The 18,224-nt window shown below is 59.1% G+C and carries 17 protein-coding genes; 12 read left to right on the plus strand and 5 right to left on the minus strand.

Going from position 1 to position 18,224, the window contains the following annotated elements:
• Positions 1-209 precede the first annotated feature (209 nt).
• Positions 210-1,676 (plus strand): uracil-xanthine permease family protein, encoded by a 1,467-nt coding sequence (locus ACR0C9_RS02995; RefSeq protein WP_480581959.1) that lies wholly within the window; start codon positions 210-212, stop codon positions 1,674-1,676.
• Between the two features lie 95 nt (positions 1,677-1,771).
• Here ACR0C9_RS02995 and ACR0C9_RS03000 read toward each other — a convergent pair whose 3' ends face one another.
• The 3 genes from ACR0C9_RS03000 to ACR0C9_RS03010 form a co-directional block, all read right to left on the minus strand.
• Positions 1,772-2,836 carry a hypothetical protein gene (locus tag ACR0C9_RS03000; RefSeq protein WP_480581957.1) on the minus strand — a complete coding sequence of 355 codons (1,065 nt, stop codon included), beginning with the start codon at positions 2,834-2,836 and terminating at the stop codon, positions 1,772-1,774.
• 64 nt (positions 2,837-2,900) lie between these two features.
• Positions 2,901-3,209, minus strand: a complete 309-nt coding sequence (locus ACR0C9_RS03005) for a MocE family 2Fe-2S type ferredoxin (RefSeq protein WP_170451846.1) — start codon at positions 3,207-3,209, stop codon at positions 2,901-2,903.
• A 17-nt stretch (positions 3,210-3,226) separates the two neighbouring features.
• Positions 3,227-4,363: a fatty acid desaturase family protein gene (locus ACR0C9_RS03010; protein ID WP_170451844.1), complete on the minus strand. Its 1,137-nt coding sequence runs from the start codon at positions 4,361-4,363 to the stop codon at positions 3,227-3,229.
• 289 nt (positions 4,364-4,652) lie between these two features.
• Between ACR0C9_RS03010 and ACR0C9_RS03015 the strand changes: the two genes are divergently transcribed.
• Positions 4,653-5,690 carry a LacI family DNA-binding transcriptional regulator gene (locus ACR0C9_RS03015; protein ID WP_170451842.1) on the plus strand — a complete coding sequence of 346 codons (1,038 nt, stop codon included), beginning with the start codon at positions 4,653-4,655 and terminating at the stop codon, positions 5,688-5,690.
• Positions 5,687-6,466: an oxidoreductase gene (locus ACR0C9_RS03020; protein WP_480780351.1), complete on the plus strand. Its 780-nt coding sequence runs from the start codon at positions 5,687-5,689 to the stop codon at positions 6,464-6,466. The genes ACR0C9_RS03015 and ACR0C9_RS03020 overlap by 4 nt, the downstream gene beginning before the upstream one ends.
• Position 6,467: 1 nt before the next feature.
• Here the strand turns inward: ACR0C9_RS03020 and ACR0C9_RS03025 are convergent, their stop codons facing one another.
• Complete coding sequence (locus ACR0C9_RS03025; RefSeq protein WP_170451838.1) at positions 6,468-7,502, minus strand: LacI family DNA-binding transcriptional regulator; 1,035 nt, start codon at positions 7,500-7,502, stop codon at positions 6,468-6,470.
• A 195-nt stretch (positions 7,503-7,697) separates the two neighbouring features.
• On the opposite strand from ACR0C9_RS03025, the gene ACR0C9_RS03030 reads away from it, so the two are divergent.
• The 9 genes from ACR0C9_RS03030 (at position 7,698) to ACR0C9_RS03070 (ending at position 17,283) form a co-directional block, all read left to right on the plus strand.
• Entirely contained in the window at positions 7,698-8,426 is a 729-nt protein-coding gene (locus tag ACR0C9_RS03030) for an SDR family NAD(P)-dependent oxidoreductase (protein WP_480780352.1), read from the plus strand.
• 11 nt (positions 8,427-8,437) lie between these two features.
• Positions 8,438-9,592 carry a Gfo/Idh/MocA family protein gene (locus ACR0C9_RS03035; RefSeq protein ID WP_170621432.1) on the plus strand — a complete coding sequence of 385 codons (1,155 nt, stop codon included), beginning with the start codon at positions 8,438-8,440 and terminating at the stop codon, positions 9,590-9,592.
• A 10-nt stretch (positions 9,593-9,602) separates the two neighbouring features.
• Positions 9,603-10,517 (plus strand): sugar phosphate isomerase/epimerase family protein, encoded by a 915-nt coding sequence (locus tag ACR0C9_RS03040; protein ID WP_170621434.1) that lies wholly within the window; start codon positions 9,603-9,605, stop codon positions 10,515-10,517.
• Between the two features lie 53 nt (positions 10,518-10,570).
• Complete coding sequence (locus ACR0C9_RS03045; RefSeq protein WP_170451830.1) at positions 10,571-11,599, plus strand: ABC transporter substrate-binding protein; 1,029 nt, start codon at positions 10,571-10,573, stop codon at positions 11,597-11,599.
• A 75-nt stretch (positions 11,600-11,674) separates the two neighbouring features.
• On the plus strand, positions 11,675-13,159 hold the full coding sequence (locus ACR0C9_RS03050; protein WP_170451828.1) for a sugar ABC transporter ATP-binding protein: 1,485 nt from the start codon (positions 11,675-11,677) through the stop codon (positions 13,157-13,159).
• Positions 13,156-14,094, plus strand: coding sequence for an ABC transporter permease (locus ACR0C9_RS03055; protein ID WP_170451826.1), 939 nt, complete (start codon positions 13,156-13,158; stop codon positions 14,092-14,094). Before ACR0C9_RS03050 ends, ACR0C9_RS03055 begins: the two co-directional genes overlap by 4 nt.
• The gene (locus ACR0C9_RS03060; protein WP_170451824.1) at positions 14,091-15,098 is read left to right on the plus strand and encodes an ABC transporter permease; all 1,008 of its coding nucleotides are present in this window, start codon (positions 14,091-14,093) and stop codon (positions 15,096-15,098) included. Before ACR0C9_RS03055 ends, ACR0C9_RS03060 begins: the two co-directional genes overlap by 4 nt.
• A 14-nt stretch (positions 15,099-15,112) precedes the next feature.
• Positions 15,113-16,183, plus strand: coding sequence for a Gfo/Idh/MocA family protein (locus ACR0C9_RS03065; RefSeq protein ID WP_170517436.1), 1,071 nt, complete (start codon positions 15,113-15,115; stop codon positions 16,181-16,183).
• Complete coding sequence (locus tag ACR0C9_RS03070; protein ID WP_170517439.1) at positions 16,180-17,283, plus strand: Gfo/Idh/MocA family protein; 1,104 nt, start codon at positions 16,180-16,182, stop codon at positions 17,281-17,283. Before ACR0C9_RS03065 ends, ACR0C9_RS03070 begins: the two co-directional genes overlap by 4 nt.
• A gap of 46 nt (positions 17,284-17,329) precedes the next feature.
• Here the strand turns inward: ACR0C9_RS03070 and ACR0C9_RS03075 are convergent, their stop codons facing one another.
• A complete protein-coding gene (locus tag ACR0C9_RS03075) occupies positions 17,330-18,211 on the minus strand; it encodes a LysR family transcriptional regulator (protein ID WP_480780353.1) in 882 nt (293 codons plus the stop codon).
• Between the last annotated feature and the right edge of the window lie 13 nt (positions 18,212-18,224).

Here is an 18,224-nt window from a genome sequence, read left to right on the forward strand (position 1 = left end):
CCGCCCTACGGCCCCCCACGTCAGCACAGCACCTTTCGGGTATTTTTGATAATCCCTCGCGCTTTTCTGCACTAACCTAACTCCACTTTGTGGAGGTCAAGGCACAGAGAAGGCCAATAGGTCCAAAGCCGCTGAGTCGAACGCAGGTCACAGCGTGCGCGCCAACACCCCGGCAAAGTCTGCAACAGGGGCGCAACGCGAGGGACTCCATGACTGCTTCATCTATCGGAACGCCAGAGCAACTTCGTGATCCGAACTATTTTCCTGCCATATATCGTGCCGTGCCGTTGGGCATTCAGCATGTGCTGGCCATGTTTGTCTCGAACGTCACGCCAGCGATTATCGTTGCCGGGGCCGCCGGTTTTGGCTTTGGCTCGAACAGTCCGGATTTCCCGGAACTGCTGTACCTGATCCAGATGTCGATGCTGTTCGCAGGCGTTGCTACGCTGTTGCAGACGGTCACCATCGGCCCGGTCGGGGCGGCCTTGCCCATCGTGCAGGGGACGTCCTTTGCCTTTATCCCGATCATGATACCGCTGGTCGCCGGAAAGGGCGTCGACGGTCTGGCCGCCTTGTTCGGAGGCGTCATAATCGGCGGCCTTTTCCATGCCTTGCTGGGTACTGTGATCGGCAGAATCCGCTTTGCCCTGCCGCCTTTGGTCACAGGTCTTGTCGTGACAATGATCGGGCTTGCATTGGTGAAAGTCGGCATCGAATACGCCGCCGGTGGTGTTCCGGCCAAGGCTTCGGGGTCTGAAACCTACGGTTCATTGTCCAGCTGGGCCCCGGCGTTGATCGTTGTGTTTGTCACATTGGGGCTGAAATTCTTTGCCCGCGGGATGCTGTCTGTCTCGGCTGTGCTGATCGGCATTCTTGTCGGATATGTCTATTGCATACTCGTCGGGAAACTGCCGCTCGAGGCGATTTCGGGTTCGTGGGAACGTTCTGAGGCTTTCGCGCTGCCACAGCCATTCAAGTATGGGTTCGAGTTCTCTCTGGCCGCTGTGATCGGCTTTTGCCTTATGGCCTTCGTTTCAGCCGTAGAAACCGTCGGCGACGTATCAGGGATCACGAAAGGTGGCGCGGGGCGCGAAGCGACGGATAAGGAGATTCAGGGCGCGACTTTTGCCGACGGTTTCGGCACCGCCATTGCCGGTATCTTTGGCGGGTTTCCCAACACCTCGTTCAGCCAGAATGTGGGCCTTATCGCAATGACCGGGTTGATGAGCCGACATGTCGTGACCATCGGAGCCATATTCCTGATCATCTGCGGATTGGTCCCGAAAGTCGGTGGCATCATTCGCACCGTTCCGATCGAAGTACTGGGCGGCGGGGTCATCGTCATGTTCGGGATGGTTGTTGCAGCGGGTGTTTCGATGCTGTCCGACGTGGTCTGGAACCGCCGAAACATGGTGATCTTCGCGGTCTCGCTGTCGATAGGTCTGGGGCTTCAGCTAGAGGTCATGAACGTCGCGCCGGGGTCGGTCAACGCGTTGCAACACCTGCCGGATACGCTGCGAATTCTGGGTGCGTCGGGGATCTTACCTGCGGCCCTGATCGCCATTGTCCTGAACCTGATCCTGCCAGAGACATTGGCGGATGAAGCGACCGAGGAGGTTTCTGGCGGTATGTCAGGACATGGTCGGGGCGAGTTGGTGAAGGACGATCACGCCTGACATTTGACCGGCGGGCGATGGCTTTGTTCCTGTTAGGGAGCCGGCTGTCGCCCAATCCCTCTCAGTCAAGGCGCGGGGACTGCGACGATTGGGTGTTAGGAACCCTGCAAGAATTCGGTGTCAAAGCTGATGCGTTTGCGTGTTCCGCAATCCCCCAAAACCTCCAGCCCGTCACCATGCAGGTTTATGGAGTGAAGCGGAGAACCCGCAGGCCAGGCAATCGCGCCGATTACGTGTTTGACAACGGCAGAGCGGGCCGGAGACAGCTGCAAAGCACCGGGCCCGGACAGTGCCTTTTTGCGATCAGGTCCCAAAACATGCCCGGCCGTGCCTTCCTCGATGCCCAGGCAGCCAAAATGACGGCCCGACCACGGCGGATAATCCCGCCCTCCGTTCGAGTGCCACAGCATCGTCATGGGCAGGTGTTCAGATCGCTTGAGCGAAAGGAACAGATCACCCTCGACCGGTCTGGTGACGGCTGTCCAGCCCAACCCGCCACCGGGTGCATCGAGACCGGCAACAAAATCCTCATGTCTTTGGAACCAGGGATAGCGCGTCAAATCTGTGGTGCCGTCCTGCGACGGGAAACGCGTTGGATCGTCACTGGACACAGGGTAGACCAACCCCGACCTGCCGCGTTTCGGGTCTGTTTCCTGTGGTGTTGCAGGCGTCATCCAGCAGGATTTGGCAGAGGTCCGGATAAAGCCACCATTTGGCAGAGAGATATTCGCATGGTTGGCCACCGGAACCGACCCGGACCCGCCTACAAACGTATGTTTTTGATAAACAAAGGGGTGATCCGGGCGCAGTGAAAGCGCTTTGATGACTTCCGCATCGTTGACGCGGTGATCCAACCGGGCTGACAATTGGTCCGGCGACAGATCAATGATCGACCAGCATGCGTTTGCAGGCCAACCATGCAGGGGTGCCCCGTCTTTTTCTTGCCCAAACGGTGCGCAGAAAAAATCTCCTCCCAGCTTGTATAGATGGGGCGCTAGCCCATCGGGAAGGGCCTCGTTCATTCCGACCCAAGGCGCGCGGTGCAACGGGGATATCCCAGCGTCGCCGTCCATCACCGTGAAGCTTTTGATCATGCCGATACTGGCGTCGAACGACAGGCGGATGCCGTCTGCATTCAGGTTGATCGTGTCTTCGGACATGGGACCGCCTTGTGGTTTTTGGACGCTGTTCGTCTGAGGGCTGCGTGCCCGGTGAGATTATTCTTCAAACCAAAACGAAAACTCTGCCACCTTCAATCTTCGTCTCATAAGTTCCAAGTTTTGCACAGGCAGGGGCGCGCAAGGCTTGGCCCGAACGGTAATCGAAAATCCCGTTATGTTTGGGGCACTCGATCTCGTAATCCATCACCAGGCCATCGGCCAGATGAACCTGTTCATGAGTGCATAAACCGTCTGTGCAAAAGAAATCTCCGTCCGGGCCACGGACAATTGCAAAAGTTCGACCGACGTGGTCCCAGCGAATGACGTCCTCTTCTTCAACGTCATCAATGGCGATTGCTTCGACCCAGGGCATGTTGGGCTCCTACCTTTTTAATCGTCACTGCTCCGGTCTGGCACATGGGAATGCAGATGTTCCTTGTAGGGCTGCGCCGTTTGCGGCAGCGTTTTCCTTAACGCATAGCCGGGGTCAGAGCGTTGACGCATCACGGCCCCCATCATCTCTTTGTAGGCGTCCCGGATTGAGGTGTTGGGCGCGGGAAGGTCATCTTTGATTTCCTCGTGCAGGGCAGGAAGCGCATAATAGGGCACCATCGGGAACATGTGGTGTTCTACATGATAGTTCATGTTCCAATACAGCCAGCGGCTGATCGGGTTCATGTAGACCGTGCGGGAATTCAGCCGGTGGTCAATGACGTCCTCGGGCAAGCCGCCATGTTGCAACAGGCCGGTCATAACGAAATGCCAGCACCCGTAAACGCGGGGTCCGCCGATCAGCAGGATGGGGATTGTCGATTTCCAGCCCATGCCGTTTGCCAGCATGAACGCGGATACCAGCAACACGACCGCGTAGATGAGCATATGGATCCGCGCCCAGAACACGGCCTTTGGCCATTCGGATTGCGGGATGTAGTCCTTCTCGTCCGGCGACAAATACCCCAGCGCATTGCGGCACAGGACCTTGAGTGACAGCCAGGTGTCGTAGATGCCGACAAACGCTAGTGCCTTTAGCATCAGGTTGATCGGATGCATCCAGGCGATTTCCGGGTCGCGGCCCACGATTAGCGTGTCGGTATGGTGACGCGCGTGGCTCCACCGCCAGTTCACAGGGTTCCTCATGATCTGAAAGGATGCGATGTGATACACAACATCGTTCATCCAGCGCGTTCGAAAGGCCGTCCCATGGCCGCATTCGTGCCAACGGCTGTCGCAGGCCGAGCCATAGACCACGCCATAGGCCAGCCAGAACGGGACCGAAAGCCAGCTCCCCCAGAAGAAGATGCCCCCGGCCGCGAGCAAAATGTGAAGCCCAACCCACAATGCCGTGTCGCGCAGGGCAGGGCCGTCGCGGCGTTTCATCAGGGATTTCATCGTCTTGCGGGGGACGGCGCTGTGATACCACTCTGCTGCCGCAAGCCCGATCTCTTGCGCTTTTTTGCCGGTCTCGCCGGTCAGGGAATAATCCCGAACTGTTTCGGGCAAGGGCCCATGTTGAAGCGTGTCGGTCATCGGTTTACGCCGCTGTTATGGTTCTACCAAGTGCAGGCCGTGTTGAGCGATCAGACGGCCTGTCCGGTCCACTGATAGCTTTGGCACATCACCCTGTCGCATCAAGTGCAATGCCCATCAGATTACATCAGCTATTTTCGGGTCATATCGCGCTAGGGCACAGCAGAGGCGTAATTTAGAAAAACAACACCGCCAAATTGATGTAATTTGATGCCTCAAAACAAGACGAGCGGCTTTTATCGTGCCAGTATGGTCCGCGACAAAGCAATCGATTGAGGTCTTTAAGGGCATGACGCGCGCCACAATTGCCGACATATCCAAACGGGCCGGGGTCTCGACGGCGACCGTGGACCGGGCGCTGAACGGGCGCAAGGGCGTCAGCGCCGCCAACCGGCAGCGTGTGATGCGGGCGGCCCGGCTTTTGGGGTATCTCCCGTCCGAGGGTATTCTGGCGCTGCCCTCGCGACCTGCGCGTCTCAGCTTTCTCATCCCGACCGGCGGCAATACGTTCCTGCAGGATATGGCCGGGGCCATCACGCGGTTCTCGGACGCTCAGCCCTTGGTCGAAAGTTGCAGAATACAGGTGCTGGACGGCATAGGCCCGGACCCGCTGATCGAGGCTTTGGACAACCTGCCGCCAGATACCGACGGGATCGGTGTCGTGGCAACAGACGACCCGCGCAGCCGGGATGCCCTGCGGCGGATGTGCGAATCCGGTATTCGTGTGGTCACTTTAGCGTCGGATGTGCTGGCAACGCCGCGCTCGGGGTATGTCGGTGTTAACAACATGGTCGCCGGGCGCACGGCGGCTCAGATACTGGGTATGTCTGCCAGCGATGGCGCCGGAGATGTCGCGGTTTTCTTTGGAACGCATGCGTATCACGGACACAGCGAGCGGGAATTGGGGTTTCGGTCCTGTCTGTCCGCGTATTACCCGACGCTTACCGCTTTGCCATCAGTCGAGACCGGTGAGAATGGAGAGCGTTTGTACCGCGAATTGACGCGGCTTTATCGTTCGGGCGCGCGTCTGGTTGGGGTCTATTGCGTAGGGGCGGGGCGGAAGGGTCTGGTGCAGGCGCTTGAAACCATCCCGCAATCCGAACGGCCCCTTGTCGTCATGCACGACCTGACAGAGGACACGCGGCGCTGGTTGGCCGAAGGTTTGATCCATGCGGTGATCGACCAGAACGCTCATCTTATCGGGGAACAAGCTGTCATTCGTCTGCTTGGGGCAATTGCGTCGGGGCCTGTCCAATTGCCGATGGAGCATATCGAGCCGAGGATTATTCTAAGGGAAAATATTCCAGCCGGTCGGGTGTCGGCATGAGTATCCGGCTGCAAGATATGGCGCTTGTCGTCACCGGAGCCGCCAAAGGCATCGGCCGTGCGATCGCATGCCGGGCCGCTGCGCAGGGCGTTCGTCGGATTTTGGCGACGGACAGAGACCAGGCCGGTCTGCTAAGCCTTGCAGCGGAATTGTCGGGCGTTGCCCGGACCAAGACCATTGTCGCCGATCTGGCCGAAGCTGGCGCTTGCGCGGATGTCGCGGCGGCAGCGCGGGCCGCTTTTGGTCGGATTGATGGCCTTGTGAACGCTGCGGGACTAACGAACCGCGCCAGTTTTCTTGACGGAAAAGCGCAGGATTTCGACAAGATTTTTTCGGTCAACGCCCGCGCGCCTTTTCTGCTGATGGGGGAAGCGATCCGGGACATGCAAGCGCGTGGGTCTGGCGGAGGGATCATGAACATTCAATCCATGAATGCCCATTGCGGCGCGGCGGATCTGGCAATCTATGCGGCGTCGAAAGGGGCGTTGCAGACATTGACCAAGAATGCGGCCAACGCGCATCTGCACGATGGTATTCGCGTAAACGGGATCAATCTGGGTTGGGCGCTGACTGAGTCCGAGCATGAAACGCAAACCGGTGCTTTGGGCCAAGCGCAGGATTGGGCAGAGCAGGCAGGGCAGGGGCTTCCGCTGGGCCGGTTGCTGATGCCCGACGAAGCGGCTCGGTTGGCCGTATTCCTTCTAAGCCCTGACTCTTTCCCGATGACCGGGGTATGCGTCGATCTGGAACAGTCGGTTCTGGGCGCGCCGCGCTAGGTTACCTACCGCCTGTTTTGGGCGGCGCGGTGCTGGCCCGTTCGATCAGTTCAACAGGAACCGGGGCTTCCGGTTCATTTGCGCCAAGCCCCGACGAGAGCCGACCAAGCAGCAGTTTTGCGGCCCGTTGACCCAAAAAGTGCCGGTTCTGACGGATCGTGGTCAGTGCGGGCACATAGTATTCCGACATCTCAATATCGTCGAAACCCACAACAGACATGTCCTCGGGCACCCGAACACCACCAGCCTGAAGCCCGGCGATCAGCCCAAATGCCACCATATCGGCCGAGCAGAATACAGCTGTGGGCCTGTCCTCCATCGCCAGAATGCGCGCGGCGGCCTCGTGTCCGGATTCGAGCGAGAAATCACCGCGGATGATCCACTCGGTCGGGGCAGGTAGGCCAAGACGTGCGCGCTCAGACACCATACCCTCCCGACGTGCGCTTGTCAGAACATTGCCCTGCGGCCCGGTGACATGAGCGATTTTTTCGTGGCCGAGGCCGTGCAGATGGCGGATTGCCAGCCGGGCCCCCTCGACATTGTCGCTTTTGACCACCGGAAAAGATTGATCCTCGACCCATTCGCACAGGAACACGATTTTGTCTCGGGCTCCGGCCTGAATGCACCTGTTCAGCACTGTATCCGACAACTGACCATCCAGCGAAATCGCGCCGTCGATACGCCCGTCCAGGAAATACTCGGCCAGAGTAGAATCGTGGATCGGATTGCTTTCCGTATCCGTAATCAGAACTGCATAACCGGTGCCGGAAAACGCCTCGCTGATGCCCGCCAGAATGCCGGAATAGAAGGGTTTGCCCAAATTCGGGACAAGGACCAGAACCGCATTCGCGCGCTGCATCCTGAGGTTTCTGGCCGCCTGGTTTGCCCTGTAGCCCGTGCTCTGGATCGCCTGCATGACCGCATCTTTGGTGGATTTCTTGACGACATCAGGGTTGGACAGAACCCGGCTGACGGTGGCCGTGGACACCCTTGCTGCGCGGGCGACATCTTGAATGGTTGCGGGTTTCTGGATCATGGGTCCTGATTGCAAAGTGAGATTTCGGTTGACTCGAATCCCTGACGCTGTCGATTATGTAATCGATTTCAAGGATTGAAAAGGGCGAATTTCTGCAAATGTAATCGTTTGCAGGCGCATAATTCGCAATCGGGGGAATGTAATGATCCGTGCCGCCAAAGCTGGCAACAACGACCTGTGGACCGGGGTGGCGGTTTGACTGCCGCGGCCCGGTTCGACTTCTCCGGCGCGCAGGTCGCCGTGATCGGTGCCAGCCGGGGTGGCATTGGGGCAGCCATTGCCCGCGCGTTCAAAGACGCCGGTGCCGAGGTCGAAATCACAGGGGCCGAGCCAGAGTGCCTGCCCGAAGACGCCGCCCGGTTCCCCTATACCCAGCTCGACGTCGTGGACACTGACGCGGTCGAAGCATTTGGTCGCGACCGCCTTGAATTGGATGTGCTGGTGAATTGCGCAGCGATCACGCGGCGAGGCGAGGAAATGGAGCCCGGATTCTTCAGCCATGTGCTGGATGTGAATCTGGTCGGAACCATGCGATGCGCGCGGGCGTTGCATACCGCGCTTCTGGCCCGAAAGGGTCGGGTGATCAATATCGCGTCGATGTATGCCCGCTTTGGATCACCGCAAAACCCGGCCTATGGCTCGTCCAAAGCGGGGGTCGAGCAATTGACCAAATCCCTGGCGGTCGCATGGGCCGCAGACGGTATTCGCGTGAACGCCATCGCGCCAGGGTTCATCGTGACCGAACAATCCGCAAGGGCCAGACAGGATCCGAAATTCGTCGACGCAGTCGAGGTGCGAACGCCGATGTCCCGATGGGGAATGCCCGCCGACATCGTCGGCGCGGCGCTGTTCCTGGCCTCGGACGCAGCCGCGTTTGTAACCGGCATCTGCATGCCCGTGGACGGAGGATACTCGGTTGTCTGAAGGAGGTGATAATGTCTGATGTCTCGGCCATCGGCGCGGCAGTGATTGGAACCGGCTTTATAGGAACGGTTCATGTGCAGGCCCTGCATCGTCTTGGAGTGCAGGTTGTTGGCGTGCTCGGGTCGTCAGCGGAACGGGGATCGGCGCGGGCTGCTGAGATTGGGGTCCATCAAGCGTATCCTTCGTTGGAGGCCTTGCTGGCAGATGACAGTGTTGATGTGGTCCACGTCACGTCCCCGAACCACGCCCATTTCCCGCAGGTCATGGCGATCCTGAAGGCCGGGAAACACGTGATCTGTGAAAAGCCACTGGCAATGACCAGTCATCAATCGGCTGAGATGGTCGAGATGGCCGCCGCGTCGGGGAAGGTTTGCGCGGTATGCTACAACATCCGCTTTTACCCCCTGAACCAGCAAGCCCATGGAATGGTCGCTCAGGGGGAACTGGGGCGCATCCGCTTTGTGACCGGCCACTATCATCAGGACTGGCTGGCAAAGCCAACGGACTGGAACTGGCGGTTGCAGGCCGACAAAGGGGGCGCGTTGCGCTCGGTCGGGGATATCGGCACGCATTGGGTTGATCTGACGAGTTTTGTCACAGGGCTGAAAGCCAAATCCGTCTTTGCCGACCTGACGACCTTTCTGCCCGAACGGCAGCGGCCGACCGGCCCGGTTGAGACATTTTCCAGCGCCGAAGGGACAACCGAAACTGTGGCCGTCGATACCGACGATGCCTCGGCGATCATGATCCGGTACGAGGGCGGCGCGAAGGGAGTGATGACCACCTCTCAGATCAATATCGGGCGCAAGAACTTATTGGTTTGGGATGTTGCAGGCAGCGCGGCCAGTGCGGCGTGGAACAGCGAAACGCCGGATCACCTGTTCATCGGGCATCGCGACGACGCCAATCAGATATTGATGCGGGATTTTACGCTGATGAATGCCACGGGCACCCGCGCCGCGACCTTGCCGCCAGGTCATGTCGAAGGATTTGCGGACAGTTTCTTCAACTTCTTCCGTGCGGTCTACACGGACGTCTGCGCAGGCAAACGCGGGCCGGACAGCACCTGGGCGACGTTTGAGGACGGCCATTATGAAATGCGGTTCTGCGATGCCGTGGTGAAATCGGCTCGCGAAGATCGCTGGGTCGATCTGGACGAGGTTTAAGGGGGACGCCATGAAACTTGGACTGCTGACCGCGCCATTTGAAGATACCGACCTGATGGACGTTGCCACATGGGCGTCTGGCAACGGGTTTTCAGCGCTCGAGATCGCATGCTGGCCGTCCTCCGGCGGTGAAAAGCGGCGCTATGCGGGCACGAGCCACATCAATGTCGATGGGCTGACGGCCGCGCAGGGCAAGGAGATCGTGGATGCGCTGACCGGAATGGGTATCGAAATCTCGGGCCTTGGATATTACCCCAACCCACTGCACGCCGATGCGTCGCACCGGGATGAGGTTATCGAGCACCTGAAAAAGGTAATAACAGCCGCAGGCACGATGGGCCTGTCGGTGGTCAACACCTTTGTCGGCGGCGACAGAACCCTGAATGTGGACCAGAACTGGGCGCGGGCGCAGCAGATCATCTCACCCATCGTCGATCATGCCCGTGGGCAGGGTGTTCGCCTGTGCTTTGAAAACTGCCCGATGATCTTCAGTTATGATGAATGGCCCGGCGGTCATAACATCGCCTATTCGCCGAAGATCTGGCGCAGGATTTTCGAGGAATGGGGCGAGGATGTCGGGATGAATTTCGACCCGTCCCACCTGATCTGGCAGTTCATCGATCAGACCCGGTTCATCAAGGAATTCGGCCCCAATATCGCGCATGTCCACGCCAAAGACCTGATGGTGGATCACGACGGGCTTTATGAACACGGGATCATGTCGGCGGGCATGGGGTGGCAGGTGCCACGCCTTTGCGGTCTGGGCGATGTCGACTGGTCCGACTTTTTCTCGGGCCTATACCGGGTTGGATACGATGGCCCTGTCATCATCGAGCATGAGGACAGGCTGTTTGAGGGGACCGACGAAAAGATAAAGCGCGGGTTCTTGCTGGCACGCGACGTGCTGCAACCGTTCATCAAATAGAAGGGCGAAAAGCCCCGGACATATCACTGAGTGTTCAAATGGGAGGTACTACAATGAAAAAGCTACTCACAGGTGCGGCGGCCATAGCTGTTGCTGCGGCGTTCACACCGGCGGCGTTTGCTGCCGATTACACGATCGGTGTGTCCAACACCGTGCAGGGCAATGGCTGGCGCGAACAGATGATCTGCGCCATGCGGGCTCAGGCTCTGGTCGAAGAGGATGTGTCCAACCTGATCGTGGCGCATCGCAATACGGATTCAGCCGGACAGTTGGAGGACATCAACAACCTGATCGAAGCGGGTGTGGATGCGATTGTTCTGAACCCGTCAAACCCGGACGCTTTGAATTCGGCGCTGGATGCGGCGATGGAGAAGGGCATTGTCGTGGTCGCCGTGGATGCTGGCGTGACGGCGGATGGCGCGTATATCCTGTCGAACAATCAAGAAGAATACGCCTATCTGGGTGCGAAATGGCTGTTCGAGCAATTGGGCGGCTCGGGTGACGTGGTCTATATGCGCGGCATCGCGGGGGTGTCTGCCGATACCGACCGCGACAATGGATTCAAGCGCGCCTTGGCCGAATATGACGGCATCAATGTGGTGCACGAGGTGTTCACCGGCTGGCAGCAGGACCAGGGCAAGCAGCAGATGTTTGACTTTCTGGCCACGGGCATTCCGTTCAACGGTGTGTGGACCAGCGGAATTGACAACGTGATCGTGGATGCCTTTGTGGAATCCGGCGCGCCGTTGGTGCCCATCGTCGGCGCGGACAATGCCGGGTTCGTGCAGTACCTGACCGAAGTTGACGGCCTGCAAGGGGCCGCGGTGACCAATCCCGGATCTGTTGGCGGGGCAGGGATCGCTCTGGCCGTCGACATTCTGAACGGCAACGCGCCTGACGACAAAACCGTTCTGGTGGACCCGGTGCTCTGGGAAAACGCTACGGATGACGGCGTTGCAACCATCACTGCGGCGCAAAACCCCAACCTTGATCCCGAATGGCCCGTCTCGGTCACGGTTCCCGGTTGGACGGACTACTCGATGGAACAGATCATCGAATGCAAAGGGCCGGGCGACAGCTAAAAGCGGTCTGGCCTTGTGTGAATTCCCCCTGCCCGGATCGGGCGGGGGGCAACCAAGTTGGAATAGTGGGCACCGATGACCGAAACACACCTTCTCGACGCGTCCGGGATTGCCAAGAACTTTGGTGCTGTCCGTGCTTTGACCGATGCCAATCTGAGCGTCTCCAAGGGCGAGGTGATCGCCCTGATGGGTGCAAACGGCGCCGGGAAATCCACCTTCGTGAAAATCATCACCGGCGCCTTGAAGCCGGATAGCGGCAAGGTGCTGATCCGGGGACAGGTGGCCCGCGTTGGCAGCCCGGCCGAGGCGCGCAAATCGGGCCTTGTTCCGGTTTATCAGGAACCCTCACTAATCCCTGATCTGGATGTGGCCGATAACCTTCGGCTGACCGATACACCGCTTGCGCCGTTCAGGCATTGGGTCAGTGAGCTTGGGATTGAAAAGCTGAACCTCTCGGACCTGATCGCAGACCTGCCGCTTGCCACGTTGCGCATTCTGGACCTCGCGCGCGCTTTAGCGTCCGAGCCGGATGTGGTTTTGCTGGATGAGATGACAGCCGCGCTGCCAACCGATCTGGTTGAGCGGGTACTGACGGTTGTGCGCGAGCAGGCAAATCAGGGCATGGGTGTCATTTACGTGTCGCACCGGTTCAGCGAAATCTCTGAGCTGTGCGACCGGGCCTCGGTTCTGCGTGACGGTATGACCGTTGGTGATCTGAGGATTGAGCCGGGCGTCGAAGAACGGGCCGTTGAACTGATGCTGGGTCAGAAACTGGACCTTGGGGATCGCGAAAACAACGGCGCGAGTTCTGTCGCGCAAGGCAATCCGCGCCTGTCTGTTCGAAATCTGGCGATTGCGCCGAAGGTGTCGAATATCTCGTTCGACCTTCATCCGGGCGAGGTGCTTGGCGTTGTCGCGCTTGAAGGGCAGGGGCAGGATGAGATGTTCGACTGTTTGGCTGGCTTTCTGCCTCCGACCGCCGGGGTGATCGAGGTGAACGCATCGCAGGTTGCGTTCAGGCACCCTGCCGATGCGATCTCGGCCGGGTTGACCTTTGTGCCGGGTGACCGGGCCGACGCGCTGTTGGCGCAACGATCGGTCAAAGAGAACATCGCCCTGCCGTTCTCGGCGCGCCTGCGGGATTGGGGCCAACTGAACCTGCGGCAAGAGCGTGAGCGGGTCGATTACGCCATCGAGAAGCTACAGATCGATACACGCGCGCAGGGTGAGGTGCAGCGCCTGTCGGGCGGGAACCAGCAGAAAGTGACCATTGGCAGATGGCTTGCCACGGGGGTCGAGACGCTGTTGCTGTTTGATCCGACGCGGGGGATCGATGTGCGGACCAAACGCCAGATTTACCCTCTGGTGCGGGAACTTGCACAAAACGGGGCCTCGGTCCTGTTCTATACGTCGGAACTGGAGGAGGTGCCGCTGGCCTGCGACCGCGCGCTGGTCATTTTCAATGGCCGTGTTGTGGACGTGATCGACGCCAAAAACGCGGACGAGCAAACCCTGCTGCGCGCGGCTTATGGGCTAACTGAAAACGAGAGTGCAGCGTGACCAAGACCCTGCGCAAACACTCCTGGCTTCTGGGTCTTGTCGCGTTGCTGCTGGTTTTGCTGGCTGTCACAAAACTCATACAGCCCTCTTTCGGTGCGTCTGGGTTGGAAAGCGTTGCCCGCGCCGCATTGCCCTTTGCTTTCGCAACGGCGGGCATGGCGGTGGTGGTGATCGTCGGCGGGATCGATCTGTCGGTTGCATCGATGATGGCTGTATGTGCCGTCTCTGCCGCTGTGCTGATGGAGCGGATGTCCGGACTACCGGCCATCGTGATCGTGCTTGGCATCGGATTGGCGATGGGACTAATCAACGGCGCCCTCATCGTTCTGACCCGAGTGCCTGATATCGTGGTCACGCTGGCGATGCTTTTTGTCTGGGAAGGCGTAGCGCTTTTGATCCTGGAAACGCCGGGCGGGTCAACCACCGATTGGGTCCAGCAGAGCATTCGCGGCAGTGTCATTCCTGGGGTACCTAGCGCCTTGGCCATCATGGTCGGATGTATTGCGGTGGTATGGCTGCCCCTTCGGCGATCCAAGCTTGGTATCTCGATCTATGCAACCGGATCAGACGAACGCGCGGCCTTTCGATCGGGGGTGTCCGTCGGGCGCGTCAAAATCGCAGCCTACGGAATTTGTGGGCTTTTCTGTGCCTTCGGCGGGCTCAGCCTTGCGGCACTGACCGGCATTGGTGAGCCGGTGCCCGGACCCTATCTGTTGGCCTCGGTCGCCGCCGTTGTTCTGGGCGGCGTGGTTCTGGGGGGCGGGCGCGGCGGGCTGCTTGGGCCGATTGTCGCTGTGTTCATCCTGCGCATCGTGCGCACGATTCTGACATTTCTGGCCGTGGACCCCAATGTCACGACAATCATCGAAGGGACGATCATGGTGGCCGTCGTATTGCTTGGCACCGCAGCCACCGCGCGAGGAGCAAGACGATGAGCATGGCCGTGAATGACCCACCCGTCGTCCGCTTTGGACGGTATCTGCGGGATAATCCTGTGATACCGCTTTTGATCTTTCTGGTCTTGCTGATCGCTGTGCTGGAGTTCATGCGGCCCGGTATTGTCACGCCGTTCAGGGCGGGGCGCGATGGGCTGGTCTCGACCTTCTGGGTTGGCAACTTGATCAAGTTTGCAATACCGCTTGCGATGCTGGCCGCTTGTCAGGTGCTGACGATGCTGACCGCCGGGATCGACCTGTCGGCGGGCATTGTCGCAACCGTCGCGGCCTTTGTCTGCGCCACCCTGACCTCGATCTGGGGCGTGACGCCTGCGGTGCTGGTCGCCTTGACCTCCGGTCTGGTTGTCGGGGTCGTCAACGGCCTTGGGGTTGGGTTGGTGCGGGTGCATCCGTTGATCATGACCCTTGGCACCGGCCTGATCGCCACGGGCTGTCTGCAGGTCTATCAGCGGATGGTGATCAATGCCGGGTCCGAGATCCCGGCCTTTTTGGCGTGGCTTGGAACCGGGCGCACCTTGTCCATGCCCAACGGGTTGTTTCTGTTTGTGCCCTTCGCCTTGTTCATCTTCTGGCTGATGCGATTCACCGGCTTTGGCAGGTTGCTGTTCGCGCTGGGCTCGAACGAAAACGCGGCCAAGCTTTCGGGCGTCAAATCCTGGCAGGTCTATCTGGCGCTCTACGCGCTGTCGGGGGTGATCGCGGCGGTCGCGGGGTTGCTATATCTTGGTATGATCCGGCAAACCTCGCTGAGCCTTGCCAATCCGCTGCTGCTGCCCTCGGTCGCGGCTGCGGTGATCGGCGGAACCTCGATCTTTGGCGGGCGTGGCAGTTTTGCGGGTGCCATTGTGGGCGCCTTGATCATCAGGGTTCTGGATACAATGCTGACCCTGATGCAGATGCCCGAAGGCGCAAGAACGGCGCTGTTTGGTCTGATCATCCTGGCGGTGACGGCCATCTATGTCAGGATCACGGGAAACCGTTAGAACGGAGGACGCCCATGTTTCGGATTGTTGGAATAAGCTTTGACCACATGCATATGGGCGATCTGCTCCGCATGGTGCATGAACACCCTGAAGCGGAAATTGCCGGTATCTATGATCCCGACAGGCAGAAAATGGCTTCGGCGGTCCAGAATTTCGATATTCCGCCAGACCGGGTTTTTACCGATTTCGATGCCTGCATGGCCGCGGGAACCTATGACATGGCCGTTTTATGCGTCGCCACGGCAGACCACGCCGATTACACTGAAAAACTGGCAGCGCATGGCGTGCATGTCTTCGTCGAAAAACCATTCGCTGCGTCCTCGGATGACGCGCGCCGCATGATCGCGGCCATGGACGGGACCGGGAAACAACTGATCATCAACTGGCCTTTGCGGTGGGTGGAAAGCCACGTTACCGCCAAGCGCCTGATCGATGAAGGACTGATCGGCGAGTTGCGAGAGGTGCATTTCTACGACGGCAATCGCGGCCCGCTTTTTCACCTTGCCGACAAGGTCGAGGTCAGCCCGGAAGAGGTTGAACAGGAAAAGCCAACCTCTTGGTGGTACAAGAAATCCTCGGGCGGCGGGTCGTTGCTGGACTACCTCGGATACGGCGCGACACTGGGGACGTGGTACATGGACGGGGAAGCCCCGATTGAGGTGACATGCACCGTCGACGAAACACCCGGTATCGAAGTCGATCAACATGCCATTGCTGTCTGCCGCTATGCGTGCGGTTTGTCCAAGATGGAAACCCGTTGGGGAACGTTTACTGATCCGTGGACCACTCAGCCGCAGCCTACCTGTGGGTTTGTCTTTGTCGGCACGGATGGAACGATCTCTTCGCCCGACTATGCCGACCACGTGACCGTCCAAACCCGCGCCCGGCCAGAGCGGCATGAAATCCCTGCTGATCCGCTGCCCAAAGGCCAGACAAACGCAATCGAGTACGTTCTGGGCTGCATCAGCCGCGGCGAAGCGGTGGCCGGTCCGCTGAATCCGCAATTGTGCCTGACGGCGCAGAGGATCGTGGACACAGCCGTTCAATCCGCCGCCGAAAAACGCACATTGGAACTGCTGCCATGAGCGACGATGCCGCCGACACAGACACCTACGCGCTGAAATCCAAGGACTTGCCGCAGATCAACGCGCCCGAGGTCGATTACCTTCCACCAAACCCCCGAACCTATCGCCCTCGGATCGGCATGATCGGAACGGGAGGTATTTCGAACAGCCATCTGGATGCATACCGCACTGCGGGTTGGGATGTCGTGGCGCTATGGAACCGAAGCCGTGCAAAAGCGGAAGGCAAAGCGGCAGAGTTCTTTCCTGATGCCCGCATTGTTGAACGCTATCAAGACCTTTTGGAAGACCGCGAAATAGACATCATCGACATAACTCTGCCCACCGACATACGTGCGCCAGTAATCGAGGCTGCTCTGAAAGCGGGAAAGCATGTTCTAAGCCAGAAACCCTTTGTATCCGATCTGACAACCGGAAAAACGCTGGTAGAACTGGCCGACAAACAAGGCGTGAAGCTTGCGGTTAACCAGAATGGACGATGGTCGCCGCACATGGCCTGGATGCGCGAAGCGTGTCGCGCTGGGCATATCGGAGATGTCCAGTCCGTCCACACCTCCATTCACTGGAACCATGGTTGGACCGCAGGCACGCCGTTCGACGAAATCGAGGATTTGATCCTGTATGACTTCGGGATTCACTGGTTCGATTTCGTGTCTTCTATTGTTGGCAACCGGGCGAAATCGGTGTTCGCCAGCGCCTCTCACGCGCGGGGGCAGGATAACAAGGTGCCGTTATTGGCGCAGGCCGTGGTCAGTCTGGAACAGGGGCAGGCCAGTCTGGTTTTCGACGGCAGCACGCAACACGGGCCACTGGACACGACCTATATCTCCGGCACCAAGGGAAGCATATCCTCAACCGGAGCAGACCTAGGGCAGCAAACGATCACCCTGACGACTGCAGATGGGTATAGCCGGCCCGCGTTGCAGGGCGCCTGGTTCAATGACGGGTTTCAAGGCGCAATGGGCGAGTTGCTTTGCGCCATCGAAGAAGATCGCTCACCGGACAATTCCGCCCGGAGCAATCTGAAATCTCTGGCGCTGACATTTGCTGCAATCCAATCGCAGCGCAGCGGCCAACCTGTCGAGATTGAACCGCCGATGTAACCATCAGGGCGCACCTATCCCTCGATTTGAGGGGAAATCGACGGGACTATGTGACACCATCGTTCGAAGTGCGGCCCAGCGAGGATGCCAGTTCGCTCCGGTACCGGTCCAGAACGCTGTCGCGCAACGTGACAAGAACCAGTTTGCGCTGCATCGTGGCTTTGGCATCCAGCACAACCAGGTCCGGCGCGCGGTAGCGTTCGACGTCAGGGACAGGCAGCAGCGTAAAGCCTAACCCGGCCGAGACGCATTCCATGATGGCCTCAAGATTATCCAGTACGACAGTCTTGGACTGGGCCGGGCGTTCATGGCTGACCATCACCCGCGCGATCAGCTTCCCGATCCCGGTATCCGGCATGAAGTGGAAGAACACGCCGTCGGACAACAACTTGGGCAAACCTTGATCAAGAAGGTCTTTGCGGGCTGCAAATACAAATGGCTCCTGCCGCAAAACCTCGGATGCCAGTTGGCTGGGCAGGCCATCCGCGTCGGTGATGATTGCTGCATCCAACAGCCCGGAGACCACCTTTTGCTGCAAGCTGGCAGACAGACCGGTTTCGAACTCGAACGAGGCCTGCGGCAATTCCCGACTGGCGGTTTGAAGAAATCCGGGCAGCAGGCGCACCGCCGCTGTGGTGACAAACCCCAAGCGAAACTTGCCTGCCAGCCCTCCGCCTTGTCGGCATATCTCGATCAGATTGTCTTCGTGCCGCAGCAAAGGAACCGCCTCTTCGACGATTGCGCGCGCAACTGGCGTAAGGCGCGGTGGTCTGACCGAGCGGTCGAACAGCTCGGTGCCCAAGGCTTCTTCCAATGATTTCATCTGCATAGACAGCGCAGGTAACGTCATTCCAAGCTGTTCAGCCGCGTCGCTGAAAGACAGAACGTGAGAGATCTTAACAAGACTTTTTAGTGAACGGGTCTGCATAAATTCAGTGTAT

This window comes from Ruegeria sp. C12 (genome assembly GCF_056537745.1).

Bases quoted from the DNA above. Each gene is read 5' to 3' on its own strand.
- ACR0C9_RS03045 (WP_170451830.1), top strand. From the start codon at position 10,571: ATGAAAAAGCTACTCACAGGTGCGGCGGCCATAGCTGTTGCTGCGGCG.
- ACR0C9_RS03025 (WP_170451838.1), bottom strand. From the start codon at position 7,502: ATGATCCAGAAACCCGCAACCATTCAAGATGTCGCCCGCGCAGCAAGG.
- ACR0C9_RS03015 (WP_170451842.1), top strand. From the start codon at position 4,653: ATGACGCGCGCCACAATTGCCGACATATCCAAACGGGCCGGGGTCTCG.
- ACR0C9_RS03070 (WP_170517439.1), top strand. From the start codon at position 16,180: ATGAGCGACGATGCCGCCGACACAGACACCTACGCGCTGAAATCCAAG.
- ACR0C9_RS03005 (WP_170451846.1), bottom strand. From the start codon at position 3,209: ATGCCCTGGGTCGAAGCAATCGCCATTGATGACGTTGAAGAAGAGGAC.
- ACR0C9_RS03050 (WP_170451828.1), top strand. From the start codon at position 11,675: ATGACCGAAACACACCTTCTCGACGCGTCCGGGATTGCCAAGAACTTT.
- ACR0C9_RS02995 (WP_480581959.1), top strand. From the start codon at position 210: ATGACTGCTTCATCTATCGGAACGCCAGAGCAACTTCGTGATCCGAAC.
- ACR0C9_RS03010 (WP_170451844.1), bottom strand. From the start codon at position 4,363: ATGACCGACACGCTTCAACATGGGCCCTTGCCCGAAACAGTTCGGGAT.
- ACR0C9_RS03035 (WP_170621432.1), top strand. From the start codon at position 8,438: ATGTCTGATGTCTCGGCCATCGGCGCGGCAGTGATTGGAACCGGCTTT.
- ACR0C9_RS03065 (WP_170517436.1), top strand. From the start codon at position 15,113: ATGTTTCGGATTGTTGGAATAAGCTTTGACCACATGCATATGGGCGAT.
- ACR0C9_RS03040 (WP_170621434.1), top strand. From the start codon at position 9,603: ATGAAACTTGGACTGCTGACCGCGCCATTTGAAGATACCGACCTGATG.
- ACR0C9_RS03060 (WP_170451824.1), top strand. From the start codon at position 14,091: ATGAGCATGGCCGTGAATGACCCACCCGTCGTCCGCTTTGGACGGTAT.
- ACR0C9_RS03020 (WP_480780351.1), top strand. From the start codon at position 5,687: ATGAGTATCCGGCTGCAAGATATGGCGCTTGTCGTCACCGGAGCCGCC.
- ACR0C9_RS03000 (WP_480581957.1), bottom strand. From the start codon at position 2,836: ATGTCCGAAGACACGATCAACCTGAATGCAGACGGCATCCGCCTGTCG.
- ACR0C9_RS03075 (WP_480780353.1), bottom strand. From the start codon at position 18,211: ATGCAGACCCGTTCACTAAAAAGTCTTGTTAAGATCTCTCACGTTCTG.